The sequence below is a fragment of the Streptomyces sp. NPDC028711 genome, assembly GCF_055565415.1.
In genome coordinates, this window is record NZ_JBVHUJ010000012.1 from 107,575 (window position 1) to 134,059 (window position 26,485).

20 protein-coding genes are annotated in these 26,485 nt (G+C 71.7%); 15 read left to right on the forward strand and 5 right to left on the reverse strand.

All coding sequences use genetic code 11. The features are described from left to right. Nucleotides 1-7: 7 nt before the first annotated feature. Nucleotides 8-742, reverse strand: coding sequence for a hypothetical protein (locus tag ACZ4VK_RS30460; protein ID WP_468359071.1), 735 nt, complete (start codon nucleotides 740-742; stop codon nucleotides 8-10). Continuing rightward, entirely contained in the window at nucleotides 739-1,080 is a 342-nt protein-coding gene (locus tag ACZ4VK_RS30465) for a PadR family transcriptional regulator (RefSeq protein WP_468359074.1), read from the reverse strand. Before ACZ4VK_RS30465 ends, ACZ4VK_RS30460 begins: the two co-directional genes overlap by 4 nt. 331 nt (nucleotides 1,081-1,411) lie before the next feature. Here ACZ4VK_RS30465 and ACZ4VK_RS30470 point away from each other — a divergent pair, with 331 nt between their 5' ends. The 3 genes from ACZ4VK_RS30470 to ACZ4VK_RS30480 all read left to right on the forward strand — a co-directional run bounded on the left by ACZ4VK_RS30470 (nucleotide 1,412) and on the right by ACZ4VK_RS30480 (nucleotide 4,011). After that, nucleotides 1,412-1,543 carry a hypothetical protein gene (locus ACZ4VK_RS30470; RefSeq protein WP_468359077.1) on the forward strand — a complete coding sequence of 44 codons (132 nt, stop codon included), beginning with the start codon at nucleotides 1,412-1,414 and terminating at the stop codon, nucleotides 1,541-1,543. A gap of 82 nt (nucleotides 1,544-1,625) precedes the next feature. Beyond that, entirely contained in the window at nucleotides 1,626-2,666 is a 1,041-nt protein-coding gene (locus ACZ4VK_RS30475) for a 3-isopropylmalate dehydrogenase (protein WP_468359080.1), read from the forward strand. 256 nt (nucleotides 2,667-2,922) lie between these two features. Then, a complete protein-coding gene (locus ACZ4VK_RS30480) occupies nucleotides 2,923-4,011 on the forward strand; it encodes a branched-chain amino acid aminotransferase (RefSeq protein WP_389681853.1) in 1,089 nt (362 codons plus the stop codon). Nucleotides 4,012-4,014: 3 nt separating this feature from the next. Here ACZ4VK_RS30480 and ACZ4VK_RS30485 read toward each other — a convergent pair whose 3' ends face one another. Beyond that, nucleotides 4,015-5,436 carry a cytosine permease gene (locus tag ACZ4VK_RS30485; RefSeq protein WP_468359083.1) on the reverse strand — a complete coding sequence of 474 codons (1,422 nt, stop codon included), beginning with the start codon at nucleotides 5,434-5,436 and terminating at the stop codon, nucleotides 4,015-4,017. A gap of 133 nt (nucleotides 5,437-5,569) precedes the next feature. Between ACZ4VK_RS30485 and ureA the strand changes: the two genes are divergently transcribed. The 7 genes from ureA to ACZ4VK_RS30520 all read left to right on the forward strand — a co-directional run bounded on the left by ureA (nucleotide 5,570) and on the right by ACZ4VK_RS30520 (nucleotide 14,386). Next, nucleotides 5,570-6,256, forward strand: coding sequence for an urease subunit gamma (gene ureA, locus ACZ4VK_RS30490; RefSeq protein ID WP_468359087.1), 687 nt, complete (start codon nucleotides 5,570-5,572; stop codon nucleotides 6,254-6,256). Beyond that, on the forward strand, nucleotides 6,256-7,938 hold the full coding sequence (locus tag ACZ4VK_RS30495; protein ID WP_468359090.1) for an urease subunit alpha: 1,683 nt from the start codon (nucleotides 6,256-6,258) through the stop codon (nucleotides 7,936-7,938). The genes ureA and ACZ4VK_RS30495 overlap by 1 nt, the downstream gene beginning before the upstream one ends. A 19-nt stretch (nucleotides 7,939-7,957) precedes the next feature. Then, the gene (locus ACZ4VK_RS30500; RefSeq protein WP_468359093.1) at nucleotides 7,958-8,974 is read left to right on the forward strand and encodes an agmatine deiminase family protein; all 1,017 of its coding nucleotides are present in this window, start codon (nucleotides 7,958-7,960) and stop codon (nucleotides 8,972-8,974) included. A 98-nt stretch (nucleotides 8,975-9,072) separates the two neighbouring features. Next, a complete protein-coding gene (locus ACZ4VK_RS30505; protein WP_468359511.1) occupies nucleotides 9,073-9,633 on the forward strand; it encodes a TetR/AcrR family transcriptional regulator in 561 nt (186 codons plus the stop codon). A 75-nt stretch (nucleotides 9,634-9,708) separates the two neighbouring features. After that, entirely contained in the window at nucleotides 9,709-11,034 is a 1,326-nt protein-coding gene (locus ACZ4VK_RS30510) for an MFS transporter (RefSeq protein ID WP_468359096.1), read from the forward strand. A gap of 282 nt (nucleotides 11,035-11,316) precedes the next feature. Beyond that, entirely contained in the window at nucleotides 11,317-12,933 is a 1,617-nt protein-coding gene (gene cimA, locus ACZ4VK_RS30515; protein ID WP_468359099.1) for a citramalate synthase, read from the forward strand. Nucleotides 12,934-13,030: 97 nt separating this feature from the next. Next, on the forward strand, nucleotides 13,031-14,386 hold the full coding sequence (locus tag ACZ4VK_RS30520) for a hypothetical protein (RefSeq protein ID WP_468359102.1): 1,356 nt from the start codon (nucleotides 13,031-13,033) through the stop codon (nucleotides 14,384-14,386). 17 nt (nucleotides 14,387-14,403) lie between these two features. On the opposite strand, the gene dnaN is transcribed toward ACZ4VK_RS30520, so the two are convergent. Then, nucleotides 14,404-15,507 (reverse strand): DNA polymerase III subunit beta, encoded by a 1,104-nt coding sequence (dnaN, locus tag ACZ4VK_RS30525; protein WP_468359105.1) that lies wholly within the window; start codon nucleotides 15,505-15,507, stop codon nucleotides 14,404-14,406. Nucleotides 15,508-15,645: 138 nt separating this feature from the next. Between dnaN and ACZ4VK_RS30530 the strand changes: the two genes are divergently transcribed. Continuing rightward, nucleotides 15,646-16,794, forward strand: a complete 1,149-nt coding sequence (locus tag ACZ4VK_RS30530; RefSeq protein ID WP_468359108.1) for a serine hydrolase domain-containing protein — start codon at nucleotides 15,646-15,648, stop codon at nucleotides 16,792-16,794. Between the two features lie 101 nt (nucleotides 16,795-16,895). Here ACZ4VK_RS30530 and ACZ4VK_RS30535 read toward each other — a convergent pair whose 3' ends face one another. Next, nucleotides 16,896-17,507 carry a YceI family protein gene (locus tag ACZ4VK_RS30535; protein ID WP_468359111.1) on the reverse strand — a complete coding sequence of 204 codons (612 nt, stop codon included), beginning with the start codon at nucleotides 17,505-17,507 and terminating at the stop codon, nucleotides 16,896-16,898. 248 nt (nucleotides 17,508-17,755) lie between these two features. Here ACZ4VK_RS30535 and ACZ4VK_RS30540 point away from each other — a divergent pair, with 248 nt between their 5' ends. From ACZ4VK_RS30540 to ACZ4VK_RS30555, 4 genes are all read left to right on the forward strand, one after another. Then, nucleotides 17,756-18,265 carry a hypothetical protein gene (locus tag ACZ4VK_RS30540; RefSeq protein WP_468359114.1) on the forward strand — a complete coding sequence of 170 codons (510 nt, stop codon included), beginning with the start codon at nucleotides 17,756-17,758 and terminating at the stop codon, nucleotides 18,263-18,265. A 131-nt stretch (nucleotides 18,266-18,396) separates the two neighbouring features. After that, on the forward strand, nucleotides 18,397-22,269 hold the full coding sequence (locus ACZ4VK_RS30545) for an endo-alpha-N-acetylgalactosaminidase family protein (protein WP_468359116.1): 3,873 nt from the start codon (nucleotides 18,397-18,399) through the stop codon (nucleotides 22,267-22,269). A gap of 136 nt (nucleotides 22,270-22,405) precedes the next feature. Then, on the forward strand, nucleotides 22,406-24,736 hold the full coding sequence (locus tag ACZ4VK_RS30550; protein WP_468359119.1) for a polysaccharide lyase 8 family protein: 2,331 nt from the start codon (nucleotides 22,406-22,408) through the stop codon (nucleotides 24,734-24,736). Nucleotides 24,737-24,889: 153 nt separating this feature from the next. Beyond that, nucleotides 24,890-26,473 (forward strand): acyl-CoA carboxylase subunit beta, encoded by a 1,584-nt coding sequence (locus tag ACZ4VK_RS30555; protein ID WP_468359122.1) that lies wholly within the window; start codon nucleotides 24,890-24,892, stop codon nucleotides 26,471-26,473. Nucleotides 26,474-26,485 lie beyond the last annotated feature (12 nt).

The window sequence follows — 26,485 nt, forward strand, 5'->3', positions numbered from 1 at the left end:
GGACGCGTCAGGAGGCCGGAGGGCTCTGCGCCTCGCGGCCCTTGGTCGTCTCCAGGTGGGAGGTGTACACGGCGGAGAACATGGAGACGAGGGCGATGGAGATCGCGAGGCCGCCCATGCCGAGCGTCCCCATGAAGCACGCCGTCATCGCGCCGCCGACCACGACGAGCCACACCGCGAGCGCCGCCTTGCCGCGGCGGCTCAGGAACAGCCACCGGTGCGGGGCGGCCGGCCGGGTCTCCAGGCCGCCCGCCGGGCCCGCCGTCGCCGCGCGCGGCCGCTTGAAGTAGCCGTACACCAGCCACTCGCCGCACAGTTCCCAGCCCTCGGGCTCAAGCTCGGCCAGGACCTTCGCCCGGCGCCCGGCGCCGATGACCTCGCGGCGGTACTCCCACCGGAGGGTGGCCGTCGTGGAGCGGCGGCAGACGAACCGGCCGAGCGTGTCGAGCGATTCGACCTCCCAGCCCTGGTCGCCGTGGACGGCGAGCATCCGGCGGTCGTTGAAGAGGTCGGCGGTCCAGGTCCAGGACTCCGCGCGCTCGTCCGGCTCGCCGGGCGCCGGGGCGAGCCCGCCGAGCCGCGCCGCGAACGCGTCGGCCGGTCCGAACTCCTCCTCCGGGTCCGTCCCGGTCTCCGCGAGGTGGGCCCGCAGGTCCTCGACGGTGGCGGCGATCTGCGCGTCCGGTACGCCGGCGGCCCGCAGCGCGCCGGAGAGCCCCGTGAAGTAGGCGTCGGTGGTCATGGTGTCGTTCCCCCTGGGCTGAGCATGGTCCGTACGGTGTGGTGGAAGTCCGTCCAGGCGCCGCTCTCGGCGGCGAGCAGCTCGCGACCGGCCTCGGTGAGCCGGTAGTAGCGGCGCCCCGGGCCGCGCTCGGCGGCGCGGAACTCGGCGACCACCAGGCCGCCCTCCTCCAGGCGGTTCAGTACGGGATAGAGCGTCCCGCCCTTGATCTCGCCCAGGCCCGCGTCGGCGAGCGCCTTGGCGATCTCGTACCCGTAGCTCTCCCCGTCGGTCAGGCGGGAGAGGACGAGCAGGTCGAGGACTCCCTTGAGCCAGCTGGATCTGCGGTCTGCGGCCATGACCGCATTGGATCACCACCTAGGTAGGAATGCAAACTAGTTAGGGATGTCGGATGCCTTCGCCGAGTGACGCTCGGTGGCACCCCGTCTCAGATAGTAGGAAGTCCGAGTAATTGTGGAGACAGATGCGGCGACCTGTCCTAGCTTTGTAGGAGCCGAACGTCTCGCTTCATCAGCGAATGGCGGTCGAGAGCGCGACGCCCTTCATGCAGGCAACCCCTGCGGCGGCGCTCCCCGCCCCTGCCGGCACCTTCGATCATCACTGATCTCCGCACCTGCGGATCCCCGCTGATCCCGTGGATCACCACTGATCTCAAGGAGTCGATCCCTCATGGCCGCTCAGACCGCCCGCCGCGTCCGCCACTCCGCCGGCCGCCCCAGCGACGAGGCCCGCCAGAACGCCGCCGCCGCCCTCCAGCGCGCCCTCGACCGCCGTGACAACGGCGGCTCCACCGGGCACTGAGAGCCGCCTTCCCCGGCCTGGCGGTTCGTCCACATGGTGGACGTAACGTGTCAGACGATGGGACGAAGAGTAGGGTGCCGACATGTCTCACAGCATCAATCTCGCAGTCATTCCCGGCGACGGCATCGGCCAGGAGGTCGTGGCCCAGGGCCTCAAGATCCTCTCGGCCGTCCTTCCCCAGGACGTGAAGCTGGAGACCGAGGAGTACGACTTCGGCGCCAAGCGCTACCACGCCACCGGTGAGACCCTCACCGACGCCGACCTCGACTCCCTCAAGAAGCACGACGCCATCCTGCTCGGCGCCATCGGCGACCCGTCGGTGCCCTCCGGCGTCCTGGAGCGCGGCTTCCTCCTGAAGCTCCGCTTCGCCTTCGACCACCACGTGAACCTGCGTCCCTCGAAGCTGCTCCCCGGCGTCGCCACCCCGCTCGCAGGACAGCCCGAGATCGACTTCGTCGTGGTCCGCGAGGGCACCGAGGGCCCGTACACGGGCAACGGCGGCACCATCCGCAAGGGCACGCCGCACGAGGTCGCCACCGAGGTCTCGGTCAACACCGCCTTCGGTGTCGAGCGCGTGGTCCGTGACGCCTTCGCCCGCGCCCAGGCCCGCCCGCGCAAGAAGCTGACGCTGGTCCACAAGAACAACGTGCTGACCTTCGCCGGCCACCTCTGGACGAACATCTTCGAGAGGGTCGCCCGGGAGTTCCCCGAGGTCACCACCGACTACCTGCACGTCGACGCCGCGACGATCTTCCTCGTCACCGACCCGGCCCGCTTCGACGTGATCGTCACCGACAACCTCTTCGGCGACATCATCACCGACCTCGCCGCGGCCGTCTCCGGCGGCATCGGCGTCGCCGCCTCGGGCAACATCAACCCGAGCGGCGAGTTCCCGTCCATGTTCGAGCCGGTCCACGGCTCCGCGCCGGACATCGCGGGCCAGGGCAAGGCCGACCCCACGGCCACCGTCCTCTCCGTCGCCCTCCTGCTGCGCCACCTCGGTTACGAGACCGAGGCCGCCCGGGTCGAGGCGGCCGTCGCCGCCGACCTCACCGAGCGGGGCGCCACCGTCCGTACGACGGACGAGATCGGCGACGCGCTCGCCGCGCGAGTAGCGAGCTGACCCGCGCCTCCTGTCCATGACAGCAGCCGCCGGGTCACACTGTGCCCCGGCGGCTGTACCTGTGCGGTCGCCGGGTGCCACCATCGAACCCTGGACCGCGTTCACCCGTTTCGTGCACCGGTTCCCGCGAGCGATAATCGGACGTGGGGCCGCGGCATGCGGGCATGCTGGGACGTCCATACGGTCATGTGACTTCGGTCGCCGACCGAGGCGTGAGCGCGGTCCTCCCCACACAACCGGTGAAGGACACGCACTCATGACGACGCCCACGATCGAGCTCAAGCCCTCCTCCAGCCCGCTGTCCGACGCGGAGCGCGAAGCGATCCTGGCCAACCCGGGATTCGGCCGCCACTTCACCGACCACATGGTCACCATCCGGTGGACCGAGGGCCGGGGCTGGCACGACGGTCAGCTCGTGCCCTACGGCCCGCTGCACCTGGACCCGGCGACGAACGTCCTGCACTACGCGCAGGAGATCTTCGAGGGCCTCAAGGCCTACCGCCGCCCCGACGGCTCGGTCGCCAGCTTCCGCCCCGACGCCAACGCGCGCCGCTTCCAGGCCTCCGCCCACCGGCTCGCCATGCCGGAGCTGCCGGTTGAGACCTTCATCGAGGCCTGTGACGCCCTCGTCCAGCAGGACAAGGCGTGGGTCCCGGCGCACGGCGGCGAGGCCTCGCTGTACCTGCGTCCGTTCATGATCGCGACCGAGGTCGGTCTGGGCGTCCGCCCGGCCAACGAGTACCTGTTCGTGGTCATCGCCTCCCCGGCGGGCCCGTACTTCCCCGGCGGCGTGAAGCCCGTCTCCATCTGGCTCTCCGAGAACCGCGTCCGCGCCGTCCCCGGCGGCATGGGCGACGCCAAGACCGGCGGCAACTACGCGGCCTCCCTGCTCGCCCAGGCCGAGGCCATCGAGAAGGGCTGCGACCAGGTCGCCTACCTCGACGCGGTGGAGCACAAGTGGGTCGAGGAGCTCGGCGGCATGAACCTGTACTTCGTGTACGGGAACAAGCTCATCACCCCCACCCTCACCGGTTCGCTGCTCGCCGGCATCACCCGTGACTCGCTGCTCAAGCTGGCGGCGGACCTCGGTCTCGAGCCGGAGGAGGGCCGCGTCTCCATCGACCAGTGGCAGGCCGACTCCGCGGACGGCACCCTGACCGAGGTCTTCGCCTGCGGCACCGCCGCCGTGATCACCCCGGTCGGCACCGTCAAGTGCGAGCGGGGTGAGTGGCAGCAGTCGGGCGGCGAGCCCGGCGAGGTCACGATGAAGCTGCGCGACGCGCTGCTCGCCATCCAGACGGGCAAGTCCGAGGACGTCCACGGCTGGATGCACGAGCTCGGCTAGTCGCTACTCCGCCTGTGCCAGGGCTTCCGGGGCCGTCACGGTCGCGGGAGCCCTGTTCGGCGTCAGTACGGCGTACAGCGCGCCGCCCACGATCCCCGACACCACGAAGCTGCAGTCGATCCCGCCCGTGAGGGCGAGCAGCGGCCCCTCGTACAGGGGCGTCGACACCGAGGCGAGGCCGGCCGCCGCGCCGATCGCCCAGGACGCGGTCGCGCGCGGGTGCCAGCCCGCCGAGAACCAGTAGATCCCGCCCCGCGCACGGCGGTTGTAGACCTGGAGGGCCTCCGGGTCGTACGCACCCCCGCACCGCGCGTGCCCGATGAGGGTGATCACCGCCCACGGTGTGCCGATGGCCGTGAGCAGCAGGACGAACGAGGTCATCGCCGTCTGCGCGTCCGAGGCGAAGTGGCCGAGGAAGACGAAGGCGGTCGCCACCACCGCGACCACGAGGGTGGCGCGTGCCCGGGTGGCCTTCGGCAGGATCGCGTCCAGGTCGAGCCCCATCGAGTACAGCATCAGACCCGCGTTGCCGACGGAGCCCGCCGTGGCCGCGACGAGCAGCGGGACCAGGTACCAGGCGGGGGAGGCCTCGACGAGCGGGCCCGCGTAGTCGAGCGCCCCGCGGGCCGCGAGCGCCGTGTACGTGCCGAAGAGCTGGGGGACGAGCAGGCCGACCACCAGGCCGAGACAGGTGGCCCGCCAGACCTTCCCGGTGCCGTACCGCTGGGGGGAGACGTACCGGGTGTAGTCGCCGAGCAGGGTGATGAAGGCGACCGGCCCGCTGAGGCCCGCGGCCACCGCGGAGAGCAGCCAGGTCGGCCAGAACGAGCCGAGGAGGTACGGGGTGTCCGGCACCGCCGCCGTGGTGAAGTCCCCGGCGTAGGCGACGATTCCGAGCGCGAGGAGCACGGTCATGCCGACGGCGAGGGCCTTGCTCAGCTTGAGCAGCAGCCGGTAGCCGTACACCGCCGCGACCACCGTGCAGGCGGCGAGCAGCGCGTACACGGTGGCGTGCGCCGCGCCGCCGGTCGGCAGGCCGGTCAGTCGGGCGAGCGTCCCCACCATGACGTCGCCGCCGATCCAGAGGGTCAGCGCGGTGTAGCCGAGCGACAGCAGCAGTCCGACCACCGAGCCGACGAGCCGGCCGCGGACGCCGAAGAAGGCGCCGGAGGAGGTGGAGAGGTTGGTGGCGGTACGGAGCGAGACCAGCGCGAGCGGCGCGGTGACGGCGACACCGACGAGGGTGCCGGCGACGACGGAGGTCACCGAACCCCAGAGGCCGAGGCCGAAGGAGACCGGCAGCCAGCCGAAGACGATCACCCCCAGGCAGAGGTTGGATCCCAGCAGGATCGCGACGAGGTCGCGGGGGCCGCTGGTGCGTTCGGCCTCGGGGATGGTGTCGACGCCGTGCTGTTCTATCGGCATGGGGACTCCTGGGGACGGGAGCGGCGGGATTTAGAGTGACACTCAATGTGACCTGAGCCGTGAGGGCGAGTCAATGCTTGGATCCCTGCGTCTCAACATTTAGAGTGTCGCTCAAACAGGAGGTGTTTCGGACGTGCGACTGACCCCCACGGAACGCGACCGGCTGCTGCTCTTCGGCGCCGCCGAGCTCGCCCGCGCCCGCCGGGCCCGGGGCCTGCGGCTCAATGTCCCCGAGGCGACCGCGCTCATCGCGGACACGGTCTGCGAGGCGGCCCGCGACGGCAAGCGACTCGCCGAGGCGATCGAGGCGGCCCGCTCGGTCCTCGGCCCCGACGACGTCCTCCCCGGCGTCGCCGACGTGGTCACCGAGATCCATGTCGAGGCCGTCTTCGACGACGGCTCGCGGCTCGCGGTCGTCTCCGACCCGATCGGTGGCGGCGGCCTGGGGGAGGCGGCGCCCGGCGCGCTGCTGCCCGGCCCCGGACACCCGGAGTCCGAGCCGGTGCTCACCCTGCCCGTACGGAACACGGCGACCGTCCCCGTGAGCGTCACCTCGCACTTCCACTTCTTCGAGGTCAACCCGCGCCTCGACTTCGACCGGGCCGCCGCCTACGGCATGCGGCTCGCCATCCCGGCCGGCGCCTCCTTCCGCTTCGACCCGGGCGGCGAGGCCGAGGTCGGGCTCGTGCCGATCGGCGGCGCCCGCGTCGCCGTCGGCTTCGCGGGCCTGGTCGACGGCCCGCTCGACGCGCCCGGCGCGAGGGAAGAGGCGCTGCGCAGGGCGCGGGCATGCGGCTACCTGGGAATCGAGGACAACTGATGGACCCGTACGAGTACGCATCCGTGCACGGCCCGCGCGCCGGCGACCGTGTCGTCCTGGGCGACTCCGGGCTCGTCGTCCGCGTCGAGTCGGACTCCCAGAAGCCGGGCGACGAGTTCCTGGCGGGCTTCGGCAAGACGGCCCGCGACGGACTGCACCTGAAGGCCGCCGCCGTCCGTGAGACCTGCGACGTCGTCATCAGCAACGTCCTGGTGATCGACGCCGTCCTCGGCATCCGCAAGGTGTCCATCGGCATCCGCGAGGGGCGCATCCACGCCATCGGCCGGGCCGGGAACCCCGACACCCTCGACGGCGTCGACGTCGTCGTCGGCACCGGTACCTCGATCGTCTCCGGCGAGGGCCTCATCGCCACCGCCGGAGCCGTCGACACCCATGTCCACCTGCTCTCGCCCCGGATCATGGAGGCCTCGCTCGCCAGCGGCGTCACCACCGTCATCGGGCAGGAGTTCGGCCCCGTCTGGGGCGTCGGCGTCAACTCACCCTGGGCCCTGCGTCACGCGTTCAACTCCTTCGACGCCTGGCCCGTCAACATCGGGTTCCTCGCCCGCGGTTCGTCCTCCGACCCGGCCCCGCTGGTCGAGGCGCTCGCCGAGGGCGGGGCGTCCGGCTTCAAGGTCCACGAGGACATGGGCGCCCACACCCGCGCCCTCGACACCGCGCTCCGGGTGGCCGAGGAGCACGACGTGCAGGTCGCCCTGCACAGTGACGGCCTCAACGAGTGCCTGTCCGTGGAGGACACCCTCCGCGTCCTCGACGGCCGTACGATCCACGCCTTCCACATCGAGGGCTGCGGCGGCGGGCACGTACCCAACGTCCTGAAGATGGCGGGCGTGCCGAACGTCATCGGCTCCTCCACCAACCCCACCCTGCCCTTCGGCCGCGACGCGGTCGCCGAGCACTACGGGATGATCGTCTCCGTCCACGACCTGAAGACCGACCTCCCCGGCGACGCCGCCATGGCGCGCGACCGGATCCGGGCCGGGACGATGGGCGCGGAGGACGTCCTGCACGACCTCGGCGCGATCGGGATCACCTCCTCCGACGCGCAGGGGATGGGAAGGGCCGGCGAGACCGTACGCCGGACCTTCGCCATGGCCGGGAAGATGAAGGCCGAGCTCGGACCCATGGAGGGCGACGGCGCGCACGACGACAACGCGCGCGTGCTCCGCTACCTGGCCAAGCTCACCATCAACCCGGCGATCGCCCACGGCCTCGCCCACGAGATCGGCTCGATCGAGACCGGGAAGCTCGCCGACATCGTGCTGTGGCGGCCCGAGTACTTCGGTGCCAAGCCGCAGCTGGTGCTCAAGTCCGGCTTCCCCGCGTGGGGGGTCGTGGGCGATCCCAACGCCGCCACCGACACCTGTGAACCGCTCGTCCTCGGACCGCTGTTCGGCGGGCACGGCGCCACGGCCGCCGACCTCTCGGTCGCGTTCGTCGCCCAGGCCGCCGTCGACCTCGGCGCCGACCACATGCCGACCCGGCGCCGCCGCGTCGCCGTGCGCGGCACCCGCGGCATCGGCCCCGCGGGCCTGCTCCTCAACTCCCGGGTCGGAGACGTCCAGGTCGACGACCGTACCGGTCTCGTCTCCCTCGACGGCTCCCCGATCCGCTCCGAGGCGGTCGACTCCGTCTCCCTCAACCGCCTCTACTTCCTCTGACCTTCCTTAGGACTCACCGATGACCTACCGCATGCCCGCCGAGTGGATGCCGCACGAGCGCACCTGGATGGCCTGGCCCAGCCCCAACCCCACCTTCACGAACGAGGACGAACTCGCCGAGGCCCGCGCCGCCTGGGCGTCCGTGGCCCGCGCCGTCCGCCGCTTCGAGCCGGTCACGCTGGTCGTCGCCCCCGGCGACGCGGAGTCGGCCCGCGCCCTCGTCGGGCCCGACGTCGACCTGGTCGAGCGGGACCTCGACGACGCCTGGATGCGGGACATCGGCCCCACCTTCGTCACCGACGGCACCGAACTCGCCGCCGTGGACTGGGTGTTCAACGGCTGGGGAGCCCAGGACTGGGCCCGCTGGGAGCACGACTCCAAGATCGCCCGCCACATCGCCGACCTCGCGCAGGTCCCCGTCCTGGCCTCCCCCCTCGTCAACGAGGGCGGCGCGATCCACGTCGACGGCGAGGGCACGGTCCTCCTCACCGACACCGTCCAGCTCGGCTCCGGCCGCAACCCCGAGTGGACCCGCGAGCAGGTCGAGGCCGAGATCCACGCCAAGCTCGGCACCACCAAGGCCATCTGGCTCCCCCACGGCCTCACCGGCGACTACGGCCTCTACGGCACCCAGGGCCACGTCGACATCGTCGCCGCCTTCGCCCGCCCCGGCACGGTCCTCGTCCACAGCCAGCAGAACCCGGCCCACCCCGACTACGAGCGGTCCCGGATGTACGTGAACATCCTGCGCGGCCAGACCGACGCCCAGGGCCGCCCCCTGGAGGTCCTGGAGATCCCGGCCCCGACCGTCCTCAAGGACGAGGAGGGCGACTGGGTCGACTACTCGTACATCAACCACTACCTGTGCAACGACGGCGTCGTCCTCTGCGCCTTCGACGACCCCCACGACGAGCTCGCCGCCGAGATCTTCCGCCGCCTCTTCCCCGAGCGCGAGGTCGTCCTCGTCGACGCGCGGACGATCTTCGCGGGCGGCGGCGGCATCCACTGCATCACCCAGCAGCAGCCGAAGGTCTGAGCCGGGCGGGCATGCGGTAGAACGTACGAGTGAGTCAGAGCAGCAGCCCGTCGCCCCACCCCCGCCGTCGCAATCAGGCCGCCCCGCCGCGGGAGGAACTGCTCGCCGCCGCCATGGGCACGATCGCCGAGCGGGGGCTCGACGGCCTGACGATGGCGGGGCTCGGGCGGCAGGTCGGGATGAGCAGCGGCCACCTGCTCTACTACTTCCGCACCAAGGACGAGCTGCTGCTGCAGACCCTGGAGTGGAGCGAGGGACGGCTCGGGGCCGAGCGGAGCGCACTGCTCTCCCGGCCCGGGACCGCGCGCGAGCGGCTCGACGGGTACGTCGACGTGTACGTGCCCGACGGGCCGCGCGACCCGCACTGGACGCTGTGGCTGGAGGTCTGGAACCGGTCGCAGAACGCCGACGACGACGCCCGCGCGCGCCAGGCCGCCATCGAGGGCGCCTGGCACCGGGACCTCGTGGCGATCCTCGCCGAGGGCGTCTCGCGCGGGGAGTTCCGGGCGGTCGACCCCGACCGCTTCGCGGCCCGGATGCGCGCCCTGCTCGACGGCTTCAGCGTGCACGTCGCCGTCGGCATCCCGGGCACGGGGCGGGATCAAGTCCTCGCCCATGTGGGGGAGTTCATCGCCGAAACCCTGATCTCGCGACCGTAAGGCACGCAAGTACTCCCGATCGTTGCCCGCCGCGACCTTGATCCCCGCACCGTCCCTCCGGCACGGTTCCGGACCATGGGACGAGAGCACTGGAAGAAGATCTGGGTCGGGTCCGCGGGCAACATGGTCGAGTGGTTCGACTGGTTCGTGTACGCGAGCTTCGCCACCTATTTCGCGGGAGCGTTCTTCCCCGAGGGCAACGACACCGCCAAACTCATGAACACCGCCGGCATCTTCGCCGTCGGCTTCTTCATGCGGCCCGTCGGCGGCTGGCTCCTCGGCCGGGTCGGCGACCGCAAGGGGCGCAAGGCCGCCCTCACCCTCACCGTCACCCTGATGTCCGCCTCCGCCCTCCTCATCGCGGTCGCGCCCACCTACGCCGTCGCGGGATACGGCGGCGCCGCCGTCCTCCTGGTCGCCCGCCTCCTCCAGGGGCTCTCCGTCGGCGGCGAGTACGCCGCGAGCGCGACCTACCTCACCGAGGCCTCCGCGCCGCAGCACCGCGGCTTCGCCTCCAGCTTCCAGTACGTCTCGATGACCGCAGGCCAGATCCTGGGCCTCGGCCTGCTGCTCATCCTCCAGCAGACCCTGTCCAGCGAGGCCCTGCACAGCTGGGGCTGGCGCGTCCCCTTCATCATCGGCGCCCTCGGCGCGGCCGTCGTCTTCTACCTGCGCCGCACCATGCTGGAGACCGAGGTGTACGAGGAGAGCGCCGACACCGGCGTCGCGAGCGACCAGAAGGGCACCCTCAAGGCCCTCTGGGGGCACAAGCGCGAGGCCTTCCTCGTCATCGCGCTCACCATGGGCGGGACCGTGGCGTACTACACGTACACGACCTACCTCACGAAGTACCTCTCCAACTCCGCGGGGCTCCCCAAGCAGACCGCGACCCTGGTCTCCTTCTGCGCGCTGATCGTCTTCGCCTGCCTCCAGCCGCTCGCCGGGGCCCTCTCCGACCGGATCGGCCGCCGGCCGCTCCTCATCACCTTCGCGGTGGGCTCCACACTCCTGACCGTGCCGATCATGACGATGCTGAAGCACGCGGGCTCCTTCTGGCCGGCCCTCGGCCTCTCCCTCCTCGCGCTCGTCGTCATCACCGGATACACCTCGATCAACGCCTGCGTGAAGGCCGAGCTCTTCCCCACCGGCATCCGGGCCCTGGGCGTCGCCCTGCCGTACGCCATCGCCAACGCCCTCTTCGGCGGCACCGCCGAGTACGTCGCCCTCTGGTTCAAGGACGCCGGCATCGAGTCGGGCTTCTTCTGGTACGTGGCGGGCTGCGCGGCCGTCTCCCTGATCGTCTACCTGACCATGCGGGAGACCCGCGACATCGACCTGGGCCGGGTCGGCGCGGCCGGCTCCGTGCCCGGGCAGAAGCGGGATCAGCTGCCCGTATCGTGAGACCGTCGTCCCGCTGACGTTCGACCTGTGTCAGACTTCCGGCGTGCTCGCTACCACGATGATTATCGGCAGCAGCGCGCCGGTCCGCAGTGGCCACTGAACCGCGGCACAAACCCCGCGGCAGTGGACACCGTGCCCCAGACCCGCGCGCAGACCTCTCGCACCCGCGAGGGGTTTTTTCGTTTTTCGGCCCCACCCATGCCGGAAGCGGACGACGCGTGAGAATGGGGGCAAGTGGATCCAGACCTTCCGGAGCCACATCCGACAGGAGCCATCACAGTCATGACCACGGAGAACGCCGAGAGCTCGCGCCTCGACGACAGCTTCCATGTCTTCGACACGACGCTGCGCGACGGGGCGCAGCGTGAAGGCATCAACCTCACCGTCGCGGACAAGCTGACCATCGCCCGGCACCTCGACGAGTTCGGTGTGGGCTTCATCGAGGGCGGCTGGCCCGGCGCCAATCCGCGCGACACGGAGTTCTTCGCCCGCGCCACCCAGGAGATCGCGTTCAAGAACGCGCAGCTCGTGGCCTTCGGCGCCACCCGCAGGGCGGGCGGTGACGCCGCCGAGGACCCGCAGGTCAAGGCCCTCCTGGACTCCGGCGCCCCGGTCATCACCCTGGTCGCCAAGTCGCACGACCGGCACGTCGAGCTCGCGCTCCGCACCACCCTCGACGAGAACCTGGAGATGGTCCGCGACACCGTCGCCCATCTGCGCTCCCAGGGCCGCCGCGTCTTCGTCGACTGCGAGCACTTCTTCGACGGCTACAAGGCCAACCCCGACTACGCCAAGGCCGTCGTCCGCGCCGCGCACGAGGCCGGCGCCGACGTCGTCATCCTCTGCGACACCAACGGCGGCATGCTGCCCGCCCAGATCCAGGCCGTCGTCGCCACCGTCCTCGCCGACACCGGGGCCCGCCTCGGCATCCACGCCCAGGACGACACCGGCTGCGCCGTCGCCAACACCCTCGCCGCCGTCGACGCGGGCGCCACCCACGTCCAGTGCACCGCCAACGGCTACGGCGAGCGGGTCGGCAACGCCAACCTCTTCCCCGTGGTCGCGGCCCTGGAGCTCAAGTACGGCAAGAAGGTGCTGCCCGACGGCGCCCTCGCCGAGATGACCCGGATCTCGCACGCCATCGCCGAGGTCGTCAACCTCACCCCCTCCACCCACCAGCCGTACGTCGGCGTCTCCGCCTTCGCCCACAAGGCCGGACTCCACGCCTCCGCGATCAAGGTGGACCCCGACCTCTACCAGCACATCGACCCCGAGCTGGTCGGCAACACCATGCGGATGCTCGTCTCCGACATGGCGGGCCGCGCCTCCATCGAGCTCAAGGGCAAGGAGCTCGGCGTCGACCTGGGCGACGACCGCGCGCTCGTCGCCCGGGTCGTCGAGCGGGTCAAGGAGCGCGAGCTCCAGGGCTACACGTACGAGGCCGCCGACGCCTCCTTCGAGCTGCTCCTGCGCGAGGAGGTCGAGGGCCGCGCCCGCCGCTACTTCCGTACGGAGTCCTGGCGCGCGATCGTCGAGGACCGCCCCGACGGCACCCACGCCAACGAGGCCACGGTCAAGCTCTGGGCCAAGGGCGAGCGGATCGTCGCCACCGCCGAGGGCAACGGCCCCGTCAACGCGCTCGACCGCGCGATGCGCATCGCCCTGGAGCGGATCTACCCGCAGCTCGCCAAGTTCGAGCTGGTCGACTACAAGGTCCGCATCCTGGAGGGCCGCCACGGCACCGAGTCCACGACCCGCGTCCTGATCACCACCAGCGACGGCAACGGAGAGTGGTCGACGGTCGGCGTGGGCGAGAACGTGATCGCCGCCTCCTGGCAGGCACTGGAGGACGCCTTCACCTACGGCGTGCTCAGGGCCGGGGTCGACCCGTCCGAGTAGTCCTCCCGAGCGGCTCGGCGCATGGTTTTTCGGCGTAATTTTTCGACCGAATAGTCCACCTATGTTCCGTTTGGTCCAGTGCGGGTAGCGTCGAACCATGAGGACCAGGCCGCTCTCCCTCCTGTCGGCCCTCGCCGGGCTGATACTGCTCCTGCTCCTGGCCCTGGCCCCCTCATCGGGCGCCAGGGCCACGGGGATCCCCGACGCGGCCGCCGCCCTGAGACAGGGCCCGGTCTACGTCGACCCGGGCGCCGCCGACCAGCTCTCCAAGGCCGACGCGGACGCCCTCGCCCAGAAGATCAAGGACGCGGACAAGCCGCTCTTCGTGGCCGTCCTGCCGGCCACCGCCCAGTTCCCGCCGAACGGCCTCCTCGACAACCTGCGCGCCCAGACCGGCGCCACAGGCCTGTACGCGGTGCGCCTCGGTGACCGTCTCGACGCGGGCTCCGACCCCTCCGTGATGTCCCCCGCCGCCGCGCAGAACCTCGCCGCATCGGTACGTCAGCCCGGTGCCGGAGCGGCCGCCGAACTCAACGACTTCGTCGACCAGGCCCTGCCCGCCCTGCGTGGCTCCGCCCCCGCCTCCTGGGGCTCCGTCGGCACCGACTCCGGCGTCCCCGTGGGCGGACTCATCACCCTCGGCGCCGTCGTCGCCGCCGGAGGCGCGAGCGCCTACGCGGTCGTCCGCCGCAACCGGCTCCGCAAGGAGGCCGGGGAGCGCGCCGCCCTCGACAAGCTGCGGGTCGTCGTCGACGAGGACATCACCGCCTTCGGCGAGGAGCTGGAGCGCCTCGACTTCCACCCCGCGGAGCCCGGCGCGGACGACGCCATGCGCGGCGACTACGAACGCGCCCTCGACTCGTACGACAAGGCCAAGTCCCTCATGGCCTCCGCAACCCACCCCCATGACGTCCGCGCCGTCACCCAGGCCCTTGAGGACGGCCGCTACTCCCTCGCCGTCCTCGCCGCCCGCCGTGAGTCCCGGCCGCTGCCCGAGCGCCGCGCGCCCTGCTTCTTCGACCCGCGCCACGGGCCATCCGCCGAGGACCGCACCTGGACCCCGGCCGGCGGCGCGGCCCGCCAGGTCCCGGTCTGCGCCGCCGACGCGGCCCGCCTCGACGACGGCCTCGATCCGATGGCCCGCACCGTCGACGCGGACGGCGTCCGCCGCCCGTACTGGGAGGCGGGTCCCGCCTACGGCCCCTGGGCCGGCGGCTACTTCGGCGGCGGCATCCTCCCCGGCCTCCTGATGGGCACGCTGCTCGGCTCGATGCTCGCCACCCCGGCCTACGCCGCGGAGTACGGCGGAGGCGAATTCGACGGCGGCGACTTCGCGGGAGGCGACTTCGGCGGCGGTGACTTCGGATCGGGCGGCTTCGGCGGCGACTCGGGCGGCTTCGGCGGCGGCGACTTCGGCGGAGGCGGCGGGTTCGACGGCGGAGGCGGCTTCTGAGCCGCCCCCGGCGCTCCTCAGACCAGCGGCTTCACCGACATCAGGAGATGACGGTGGGCCGCGACCGGCCCGTCGGTGAGGAGAGCACGCTGGCCGGGCCCCAGGAGGTGGAAGTGGACCTCCGGGGAGTCCAGTGAGCCGAGGGCGTCCAGGAGGTACCCCGGGTTGAAGGCGACCGTCAGGGTGTCCGTGCCCGTGAGGACGGACGGGAGCCGCTGGGAGGCCACGTCGTCCTCGTACCCCGCCTGGAGGTGGATCCCGGTGGGGGTGAAGGTGAGCTGGACCGGGCTGTCGCCCTCGGCGACGACCGCGACCCGCTTGACGGCCTCGGTCAGCGGGGCCCGCTCGGTGACCGCGAGGGCGTGGTCGCCGAGGGCGAAGAGCTTGTCGTGGCGGGGCAGGCGCCCGTCGAGCAGTCGGGTGGTACTGCGCAGACCGGCGCTCTCGAAGCCGATCGAGCCGCCGTCGAGGGCGAGCCGCGCCGGGCCGGTGCCCGCGAGGGAACGGGCGATCTCGGTGAGGCGGCGGGCGGGGACGACCACGTCCGCGTCCTCGGCGGGGGTCTCCGCCTCCGGCTTCCACTCCAGGGTGCGGACGGCGTAGCGGTAGCGGTCGGTGGCCGCGAGCGTCATGGTCGTCCCGTCCAGGGCGAGCCGTATCCCGGTCAGGACGGGCAGCGAGTCGTCACGGCCCGCCGCCACCGCCACCTGGCCGACCGCGGCGGCGAAGGCGTCCCCGTCCACCAGGCCGCGGACCTCGGGCAGCGCCGGCGGGGCGGGGTAGTCGTCGAGCGGCAGCAGGGAGAGTCCGAAACGGGCGTCGCCGGAGGTCACGGAGAGGCGGGCGCCCTCCACGGCGATCTCCGTGCCGCCCCGGGGGAGCACCTTGCAGATGTCGAGCAGTCGCCGTCCGAGGACCAGCGCCCGGCCCTCGACGTCCGTGTCGGCCTCGATCTCGACGCGGGCGGAGGCCTCGTGGTCGAGGCCGGAGACCCGCAGTCGGCCGTCCGCGGCCTCCAGGAGCAGGCCGCCGAGGACGGGCATGGGGGAGCGGGCCGGCAGGACGCGCGCGGCCCAGGCCACGGCATCGGTCAACACGCCGCTGTCGATACGGAATTCCATGGCACCGACGCTAGTCGCACCCACTGACAGAGGCGTTGACCAGCGGTTTCAGGCGTCCTTCGGTGAGTTGGGAAGGGAAACGAGTGTCTGATCGTTCTCCTCTCCGAACGCGAACGCGAACGATGGGGGAGCAGCGCGATGAGTGACGTCCACGGCACGGTGGAACCCGGATTCGAGTCCGTACGCGAGGAGTTCGCCACCGTCGTGGCGAACGAGGCGCGCGACGGCGGGGCCCAGCTCGCCGTCCACCACCACGGCCGGCTCGTCGTGGACCTGTGGGGCGGCGACGGAGTCGACGGGGACTCGCTCCTCGGTCTCTACTCCTCGTCCAAGGGCGCCATGGCCCTGGTCGCCGCCCTCCTCGTCCAGGACGGCGTCCTCGACCTGGACCGCACCGTCGCCTCCTGGTGGCCCGAGTTCGCCGCCGAGGGGAAGGGCGGGATCACCCTGCGCCAGCTGCTCGCCCACCGCTCCGGCGTGATCGGAGCCGACGGCGGCCTCAGCCTCGACGAGCTCGCCGACGACCGGAGGGTCGCCGCGCGGCTCGCCGGGCAGCGACCGTTCTGGGAGCCGGACACCGGCCACGGCTACCACGCCCTCGTGATCGGCGCCCTGGTCGGCGAGGTCGTCCTGCGGGCCACCGGCCGGACGGCGCAGGAGCTGTACGAGGAGCGGGTCCGGGTCCCGTACGCGCTCGACTACTACCTGGGGCTGCCCGAGGAGCTGGAGCCGCGCTTCCGTACGGCCCTGCCGATGCTGCCCACGCCCGCGGAGCAGGCGTTCCTCGCGGCGAACCCGATCGCGCCGGACAGTCTCATGGCCATCGGCTTCAACCTCCACGCGGACCCGCCGTTCGACGACCTCGACTACGCGAACTCCCGTACGGTCCGGGAGCGGGCCCCGCTCTCCGGCGGCGGCATCGGCTCCGCGCGCGGCCTCTCCCGGATGTACGCGGCGATCGCCGGCGAGCTCGACGGGCGCGCCCCGCTCCTGAAGCCGGACACGCTGGCGGAGTTCGCCCGGATCCACTCCCGGGGCACCGACCTCGTGACGGGCGCGGAGAACGCCTTCGCCCTCGGCTTCGTCCCGATGGCCACCCGCCACCCCTCCCTGAGCCCGCTCGCCGTCGGCCACAGCGGCGCCCCCGGCTCCCAGGCCTTCGCCGACCCGGCGACCGGCCTCGCGTACAGCTACACCCGCCGCCGCTTCGGCTTCATGGCGGGCCCGGGCGCCGCCGAGAACCACCGCCTGATCCCGGCGGTCGTCGGGGCGGCGCTCAGCCTCTGAAAAGGTCGTCGGAAACGCCGAGCGCCCGCCTTCCGCTGTCGCGGAGGGCGGGCGCGCTCGTGTGTCGTCCCGGGGGGGGAGGACCCGGAGGAGGATCAGGGTCAGGCGGCGTTCTTGATCGCGGAGATGTCGAAGTTCAGCTTGACCTTGTCGCTGACCATGACACCGCCGGTCTCCAGGGCCGCGTTCCAGGTCAGGCCCCACGCGGAGCGCAGGATCTCGGCGGAGCCCTCGAAGCCGACGCGCTCGTTGCCGTAGACGTCCGTCGCCGCGCCGTTGAACTCCAGGTCGATGGAGAGCGGCTTGGTGACGTCCTTGATGGTCAGGTCACCGGTGATCCGGTACAGGTCGCCGCCCAGCTGCTCGGCCGACGTGGAGCGGAAGCTCATCAGCGGGAACTGCTCGACGTCGAAGAAGTCGGCGCTGCGGAGGTGGCCGTCGCGGTCGGCGATGCCCGTGTCGATGGAGGCGATCTTGACGTCGATCGAGGCGGCGGAGCCTGCCGGGTCCGAGCCGTCCAGCTTCAGGACGCCCTCGTGCTCGGCGAAGCTGCCGCGCACGTTGGTGACCATGGCGTGGCGGACGGTGAAGCCGATGCTGCTGTGCGCCGGGTCGATGGTGTAGTCGCCGGTCAGCGCGGCCAGGGCCGGGTCGACGGGGAGGGTGGCGGTGGCGACGGCGGACTCGTTGTTCTTGCGGTTGAAGAGGCCCATGACATGCTCCTTGTCGGTGTTTGTTGAAGCTTCAACGAGAACGACTCTAACTCCATTCCGTTCAACATTCAACATCTCTGGAGGAGTGTCTCCGGGATGTTCACCCGCACGGCGTCACACGGACCCCGACGCCCTCTGGCGGACGCGCGTAGAACTGCGGCATCATCCCCGTGCGAGACGAGCACAAGAACCACCTGCATCCCAAGGCCACCCCCCACCGCCACGGTCACCAGCAGGAGGCAATCCCCATGAAGCTCCGCTCCGTCCTCACGTCCCTCGCCCTCGTCCTCGGCGCGCTCTTCGCACCCGGCGTCGGCGTCCTCACCGCCGCGAGCGAGGCGCACGCGGTCACCAAGATCAGCCACTCCACCGCGACCTCGATGTTCCGGAACTCCGGCATCACCTGGTCCTCGTCCGGCGGCTGCTCCGACCGCTACAACTCCACGTGCACGTCCTTCGAGCAGCTCAACCTCGCCTCCGCCCAGGGCGCCCAGACCCTCAAGAGCGCCAGCGGCTGCGCCCTCAACATCACCGGCGGCACCGAGACCGGGCACGCGAGCGGCACGTACTCCCACTGGAACGGCTACAAGCTCGACTTCAGCAAGTACACCTGCGTCGGGAACTACATCAGGAACACCTTCACCTACATCGGCGTACGCGGTGACGGCGCCCCGCAGTGGAAGTCCGGCGCGGGCAACATCTACGCCGACGAGGGCAACCACTGGGACGTGACCTTCTACAACTGCGGCGGCTGCTGACCGCTCGCGCGTCCCCGAAAGAGCCCCCTCCGGTGGTCACTTGGACTAACCGAAGGGGGTTCTTGGACTGGAGGGGCCCGCGCGGCGCCATCTCGTTGACGGTGCCGCCGGGGAGGGGCCAACTAGTGCGCATGTCCCTCCCCCATTCGCGAAGAATCCGTGCGGCCTGCGCGCTCGCCGTCGCTTCATCCGCCGTGTTCGCCCTGGCCGGCCCCGCCCCCGCCGAAGCCACCCCGGCCACGGCATCGGACACCGCCGCCACGACGGCGGACGCCCTCGCCGCGGAAGACCGGCTCATCACCTCCCCGCAGCTCGCCGTCGCCGTCGCCGAGGACTTCCCCCGCGTCCTCGCGTACACCGACCGCGCGAGCGGCGCCCGCCTCCTCGGCAGTACGGCCCCGGTCACGCGGGTCGTCCTCAACGGCACCCCCCGCGCCGTCCAGGCCAAGGGCGCCCCCGTCCTGACCGCCTCCTCCGCCGCGTACACCCTCACCTTCCCCGACCTGCCCGGCGTCGAGATCGACGCGAGCCTCGGCGTCGACGGGCGGACCACCACCTTCCGGGTGACCGCCGTCCGCGACACCGAGGGCTTCCGCGTCGGCACGATCGACATACCCGGCCACGACCTGGTCTCCGTCAGCTCCTCCGACCCCGGCGCCGCGACCGCCTTCACCCGGCTCGACCCGGACTCCACCCGTACCGCCGACGTCTTCGCGCGGGTCACCGACGCGACCGCCGCCGAGCCGAACCCGGTGGGCGCGACCTACGCCCTCGTGAACACCGGCCGGCTCGCCGCCGCCGTCGAGTCCAACTCCAGCTACGACAAGCCCTCGGGGGCGTCCGCCCGCGACGGCGCCCGCTTCTGGCACCAGGCCCGCAGGACCGGCACCGAGACCCGTGTCGGCGTCTGGTCAGGGCAGTGGACCTACCGCGGCGAAGGCGCGCCGAAGCCCGCGAGCGGTGACGCCCTCCCGTGGGCCAAGGTCGTCGTCACCCCCGACGCCAACGCCGACGGCGCCACCGACTGGCAGGACGGCGCCGTCGCCTTCCGGACGATCGGGATCAAGGCCCCCGGCAGCGACGAGACCCCCGGCCGGGTCGTCGCCCACATCCCGTTCAACTTCGCCTCCCAGGCCACCCACCCCTTCCTGCGCACCCTCGACGACGTCAAGCGGATCTCGCTCGCCACCGACGGACTCGGCCAGTTCGCGCTGCTCAAGGGGTACGGCTCCGAGGGCCACGACTCCGCGCACCCCGACTACGGCGGGAACTACAACAAGCGGGCCGGCGGCCTCGCCGACCTCAACGTCCTTCTCAAGGAGGGCGGGGAGTGGGGCGCCGACTTCGGCGTCCACGTCAACGCCACCGAGTCGTACCCCGAGGCGAAGAACTTCAGCGAGACCCTCGTCGACAAGACGAAGCCGGGCTGGAACTGGCTCAACCAGAGCTACTACATCGACCAGCGCCGCGACATCAACAGCGGCGACCTCGCCCGCCGCTTCCAGCAGCTCCGCGACGAGACCGACCCGAACCTCTCCGCGCTCTACATCGACGTCTACTACACCCACGGCTGGATCGCCGACGAGACGATGCGAGCCGTCCAGGCACAGGGCTGGAACGTCGCCACCGAGTGGTCCGAGAAGTTCGAGCGGTCCTCCCTCTGGTCCCACTGGGCCAACGACCTCGACTACGGCGGCGCCACCAACAAGGGCCTCAACTCGCAGATCATCCGCTTCATCCGCAACGGCGAGAAGGACATCTGGAACAACCACCCGGTCCTCGGCCAGACCGCGCTCGTCGACTTCGAGGGCTGGACCGGCGAGACCGACTGGAACGACTTCACCGCCAACATCTGGCAGCGGAACCTGCCCGCCAAGTACCTCCAGCAGCAGAAGATCACCCGCTGGAACGGCAACGACCTCACCTTCACCGGCGGGGTCCGCGGCACCGTGGAGAACGGCCGCCGCACCTTCCACGACAACGGCCGCAAGGTCCTCGACGGCGACACCTACCTGCTCCCCTGGGACGGCGGCAGGAAGCTCTACCACTACAACAAGACGGGCGGCACGACCAGTTGGGAGGTCCCGGCCGGTACCGGCTCGTACACCGTGTACAAGCTCACCGACAACGGGCGCGTGCAGGCCGCCACCGTCAAGCCCGCCGACGGCCGCATCACCCTCGACGCCGCCGCCGGGCAGCCGTACGTCCTGTACCCCGACCGCGCGCCCGAACAGCGCGCCCCCAAGTGGGGCCAGGGCACCCCGGTGAAGGACCCCGGCTTCAACGACGCGAAGCTCACCGCCTGGACCAAGGCCGGAACCGTCATCCGTGACACCGACGCCCAGGGCCGCAACAGCGCGAAGCTCTCCGGCACCGCCACCGCCTCGCTCCGCCAGGGGATCACCGGACTCACCCCCGGCGAGCGGTACACCGCCTCCGCCCTGATCGAGGTCCAGGCCGGCGAGACCCGGCCCACCACCCTCTCCGTCGGCGGCCGGTCCGTCACCGTCGCACGCTCCGTCCTCCAGGACCGGGTCGCCGCATCCGACTGGAACGGCACCCGCTTCCAGCGCGCCAAGGTCACCTTCACCGCACCGGCGGGCGGCACCACCCCGCTCAGGATCCAGGCCGCGAGCGGCAGCGCCGCCACCGTCCGGATCGACGACGTCCGGATCGTCGCCAACGACCCCGCCACCAAGGACGGAACCCTGGTGTACGAGGACTTCGAGGCCGTCGACCAGGGCTGGGGCCCCTTCCTCAAGGGCGACTCCGGCGGTACGACCGACCCCCGCACCCACATCGCCCAGCTGCACGCCCCGTACACCCAGGCCGGCTGGAACGGGAAGCTGATCGACGACGTCATCGGCGGTGCCGAGTCCCTCAAGTCCCACGACGAGAACACCGGCCTCGTCTACCGCACCGCGCCCTGGACCGTCCCCATGAAGGACGGCCACGGCTACCGCGTGGAGTACACGTACCAGTCCAGCCACGCGGGCGCGTACGAGTGGATCACCGGCTACGACCGCGCGAACGGCACCTCCGTGGAGACCCGCCGCACCCCCATCGGACAGCAGAGGACCAGCGGCCGCTTCACGGAGACCGTCACCGCCGGCTGCGGAGACACCTGGACCGGTCTGCGCAAGCGCGCCGACGCCCCCGACGGCGCCGACTTCGTCCTCGACGACTTCACCGTCACCGACCTCGGCCCGGCCGCCGAGCGCGCCGCCTGCGGCACGCTCACCGTCACCGCGCCCGACACCCTGGAGCCCGGCCGCCCGAACCAGGTCACGGCCACCTTCGGCAACGACGAGACCACCGGCGTCACCGGCGCCCGGGCCGTCCTCGCCCTCCCCGAGGGCTGGACCGCCGAACCGTCCGCGCCCGTCGCCCTCGGCACCGTCGCGGCGGGCGGGAAGGCCACCGCCACCTGGCAGGTCACCCCGCCGGTCGACGCGGCCTACCGGCCGTACCCGCTCGGCGCCACCCTCACCTACGCCCTCGGGGGAGAGGAGCGGAGGCTCACCGCCGCCACCACCGCCCGCACCCTGCCCCCGCCGCCCACCGCCGACAGCTGGGCCAGTGACCTGGACTGGACCTCGGCCACCAACGGCTGGGGACCCGTCGAGCGCGACCTCTCCAACGGCGAGACCGGCACCGGCGACGGCTCCCCGCTGCGGATCGGGGGAGTGACGTACGCCAAGGGCCTGGGCAGCCACGCCCCGGCGAAGATCCGCTACTACCTCGGCGGGCGCTGCACCTCCCTCACCGCCCAGGTCGGCGTGGACGACGTCCAGACCACCCGGGGCACCGTTCAGTTCAGCGTCCTCGCGGACGGCGCCGAGAAGGTGAAGTCCCCGGTGCTCAAGGCCACGGACCCCGCCTGGCCGCTCACCGCCGACGTCACCGGCGCCTCCTACGTCGACCTGGTGGTCGCCGACGGCGGCGACGGCAACGGCAACGACCACGCGGACTGGGGCGACGCGCGCCTCCACTGCGGAAGCTGACCCCGCACGGGCAGGGCAGTCGGCAGCACACGGGGGAAAGCGCTTCCCCGTGTGCTGCCGTGCTCATTGATTGCGTCGGAACCACGGTGTTACACCAGGCGCCACCGGTCTCCACCACTTCCCCCGGGAGGCTCCCGTGTCCCTGTCCCGCTGGTCCCGCCGCACCTTCCTCACCACCGCGAGCGCCACAGCCGCCGCCCTCGCGCTGCCGCTGCCCGCCGCCCACGCCGCCGGTACGGCCACCGAGTTCGAGGCCCTGCGGCTCCGCTGGCTCGACCTCCAGCTCGGCTCCGGCTTCGACGCCGGGGCCGAGCCCTACGCCTCACGGCTCGCCGAGACGGGCACGCTCGCGCGTGCCTTCCGCTCCGCCATGGCCCCCGCCGCCGGCTCCCTCTGGCCCGACGCCCCCTTCGACCCGCCGGCCGGCATCTCCCAGAGCTACAGCCGCCTCTGGACCATGACCCAGGCGTACGCACAGCCCGGCACCGGCCTCACCGGCGACCCGGGACTGCTCGCCGACGTCCTGCGCGGCCTCGACCACCTCTCCGCCGGTGTCTACCGGGCCGGCGCCCCGCGCTACGGCAACTGGTGGGAGTGGCAGATCGGCAGCCCGCGCCTCCTCATGGACATCGTGGCCGCGCTCCACCCGCACCTCGGCGCCGAGCGGATCGCCGCCGCCTGCGCCGCCGTCGACCACTTCGTCCCCGACTCGGTGCTCATGAACTACACCGGCACCTCCACCGGCGCCAACCGCGTCGACCTGTGCCGCTCGGTCGCCCTGCGCGGAGTCCTCGGCGCGAACCCCGCCAAGGTCGCCCTCGCCCGCGACGCCCTCTCGCCCGTCTTCCCGTACGTCACCAAGGGCGACGGCCTCTACGCCGACGGCTCCTTCGTCCAGCACACCTGGGTCGCCTACTCCGGCACCTACGGACAGGTCATGCTCGACGGCCTCGGCCGGCTCTTCACCCTCCTCGCGGGATCCAGCTGGGCCGTCACCGACCCGAACCGGCAGATCGTCCTCGACAGCGTCGAGAAGGCCTACGCGCCCCTCATCTACGACGGCCTCATGATGGACAGCGTCAACGGCCGTGCCATCAGCCGTGGATACCTCAGGAACGACGACCGCCGGATCATGCGCTCCGACCACTTCCACGGCCAGGGCGTCATCGCCGCCATCGCCCTCCTCGCGGGCGGCGCCTCCCCGGCCGAGCGGGACCGCTGGCACGCGCGCGTGAAGGGCTGGATCGAGCGCGACACCGTCTCCCCGGTCCTGGCCGCCCGCCAGTTCGGCGTCGCCGACCTCGCACGGCTGCACGCCGTGGCCGCCGCCCCCGTCCCCGCCGCCCCCGAGCCGACCGGGCACCGGCTCTTCGCCGCCATGGACCGGGCCGTGCACCGCCGCCCCGGCTGGGCCGCCAACATCGCCATGGCCTCGAACCGGATCTCGTACTACGAATGCGGCAACGGCGAGAACCCCCGCGGCTGGCACACCGGCGCCGGAATGCTCTCCTGGTGGACCCCGGAGCTCGGCGACCAGTACACCGACTGGTTCTGGCCCACCGTCGACCCCTACCGCCTCCCCGGCACCACCGTCTCCACCCGGCGCCTCGCCGACCGGGCGGGCGGCGAGTGGGGCGCGCCCAAGCCGGCCGTGCGCTGGGTCGGCGGGGCCACCGACGGGGAGTACGCGGCCGTCGGACAGCACCTGAAGGGCCTCGGCTCCACCCTGGAGGCCCGCAAGTCGTGGTTCTGCGCGGCGGACGCGGTCATCTGCCTGGGCGCCGGGATCACCGCGACCGACGGCGTGCCCGTCGAGACGGTCGTGGACAACCGCCTCCTCGGGGAGTCCGGCACCCAGGCCTTCACCACCGGCGACGGCTGGGCGCACCTGGAGGGCCACGGCGGCTGGGTCTTCCCCGGCGGGACCGGAGAGCTCCGGACGCTCCGAGAGGACCGCACCGGCGCCTGGAGCGACATCAACACCACCAGCTCCACCGAGCGCCGTACCCGCCGCTACCAGACCCTCTGGCTCGACCACGGCACGGACCCGGTCGCCGCCTCGTACGCGTACCTCCTGATGCCGGGAGCCTCCCGGCGTACGCTCGCGGCCCGCGCCGCCGACCCCGGCTGGCTGCGCGTACTCGACAACGGCTCCGAGGCCCAGGCGGTCGCCGTCCCGTCCCTCGGCCTCACCGCCGCGAACCTCTGGCAGGCCGGTACGGTGGGTCCCCTCACGGCCACCGCGCCGGCGAGCGTCCTGGTCCGGCGCCGCCGCTCCGTGCTCGATCTGAGGGTCTCCGAACCGCTCCGCACCGGGCAGCCGCTCGAGCTGCTCTGGGACGGCCCGGTCCGCCAGGTCCTCTCCCACGACCCCTCGGTGGAGGTGCTCGGCGCCGGCCGCTCGCTGCGGCTCCGGATCACGCCCGGCACCGGCGGAGCCACTCACCGTTGCGAGGTCCTGATCTAGGTCTATGTCGGACCCCTACAAACACGAGGGGGGCTGGGCTGTTGACTCGGGCTGGACAGGCGCAGGTTCTGTCCAGCCTCACCAGGATTCGACACGGGAGACTGTTCGGAGTGGACGGCGGGGTTTTCTTGTTCGAGTTCGTAGGGTCGGTACATGACCGTTGTGGACCAGATCCCGAGCGAGCCCGCTGACGCCCGTGGCCGTGTGGCCGAGCTGCACGTCCTGCGCGAGCAGGCTCTCCGCGGCCCGAGTGACCGGGCGACCGAGGCTCAGCACGCCAAGGGCAAGCTGACGGCCCGCGAGCGCATCGAGCTGCTGCTCGATCCTGGTTCGTTCAGCGAGGTGGAGCAGCTGCGCCGGCATCGTGCGCAGGGCTTCGGCCTGGAGGCGAAGAAGCCGTACACCGACGGTGTGATCACCGGCTGGGGCACGGTGGAGGGCCGCACGGTCTTCGTCTACGCGCACGACTTCCGGATCTTCGGCGGTGCGCTCGGCGAGGCGCACGCGACGAAGATCCACAAGATCATGGACATGGCCATCGCGGCCGGTGCTCCGCTGGTGTCCCTGAACGACGGCGCCGGCGCCCGTATCCAGGAGGGCGTCTCGGCGCTCGCCGGCTACGGGGGCATCTTCCAGCGCAACACCCGTGCCTCGGGTGTCATCCCGCAGATCTCCGTGATGCTCGGCCCGTGCGCCGGCGGCGCGGCCTACAGCCCCGCCCTCACCGACTTCGTCTTCATGGTCCGCGAGACCTCGCAGATGTTCATCACGGGCCCGGACGTCGTCAAGGCGGTCACCGGCGAGGAGATCACCCAGAACGGACTCGGCGGCGCCGACGTCCACGCGGGCGTCTCCGGCGTCTCCCACTTCGCGTACGACGACGAGGAGACCTGCATCGCGGAGGTCCGCTACCTCCTGTCGATGCTCCCGCAGAACAACCGCGAGAACCCGCCGACCGTCGCCTCCGAGGACCCGGCGGACCGCCGCTCCGAGATCCTCCTCGACCTGGTGCCCGCCGACGGCAACCGCCCGTACGACATGCACAAGGTCATCGAGGAGCTCGTCGACGACGGCGACTACCTGGAGATCCACGAGCGCTGGGCCCGCAACATCATCTGCGCCCTCGCCCGGCTCGACGGCCAGGTCGTCGGCATCGTCGCCAACCAGCCCCAGACGCTGGCCGGTGTCCTCGACATCGAGGCCTCCGAGAAGGCCGCCCGCTTCGTGCAGATGTGCGACGCCTTCAACATCCCGATCATCACTCTTCTGGACGTACCCGGCTTCCTGCCGGGCGTCGACCAGGAGCACGGTGGAATCATCAGGCACGGCGCCAAGCTGCTCTACGCGTACTGCAACGCGACCGTGCCCCGGATCTCCCTGATCCTGCGCAAGGCGTACGGCGGCGCGTACATCGTCATGGACTCCCAGTCCATCGGCGCCGACCTGACGTACGCCTGGCCCACCAACGAGATCGCCGTCATGGGCGCCGAGGGCGCCGCCAACGTGATCTTCCGCAAGCAGATCGCGGAGGCCGAGGACTCCGAGGCCATGCGTGCCCGCATGGTCAAGGAGTACAAGGCGGAGCTGATGCACCCGTACTACGCGGCGGAGCGTGGCCTGGTCGACGACGTCATCGACCCCGCCGAGACCCGCCAGGTGCTCATCAGGTCCCTCGCGATGCTCCGCACCAAGCACGCCGACCTGCCGTCCCGCAAGCACGGCAACCCGCCTCAGTAAGAGGAGTCATCC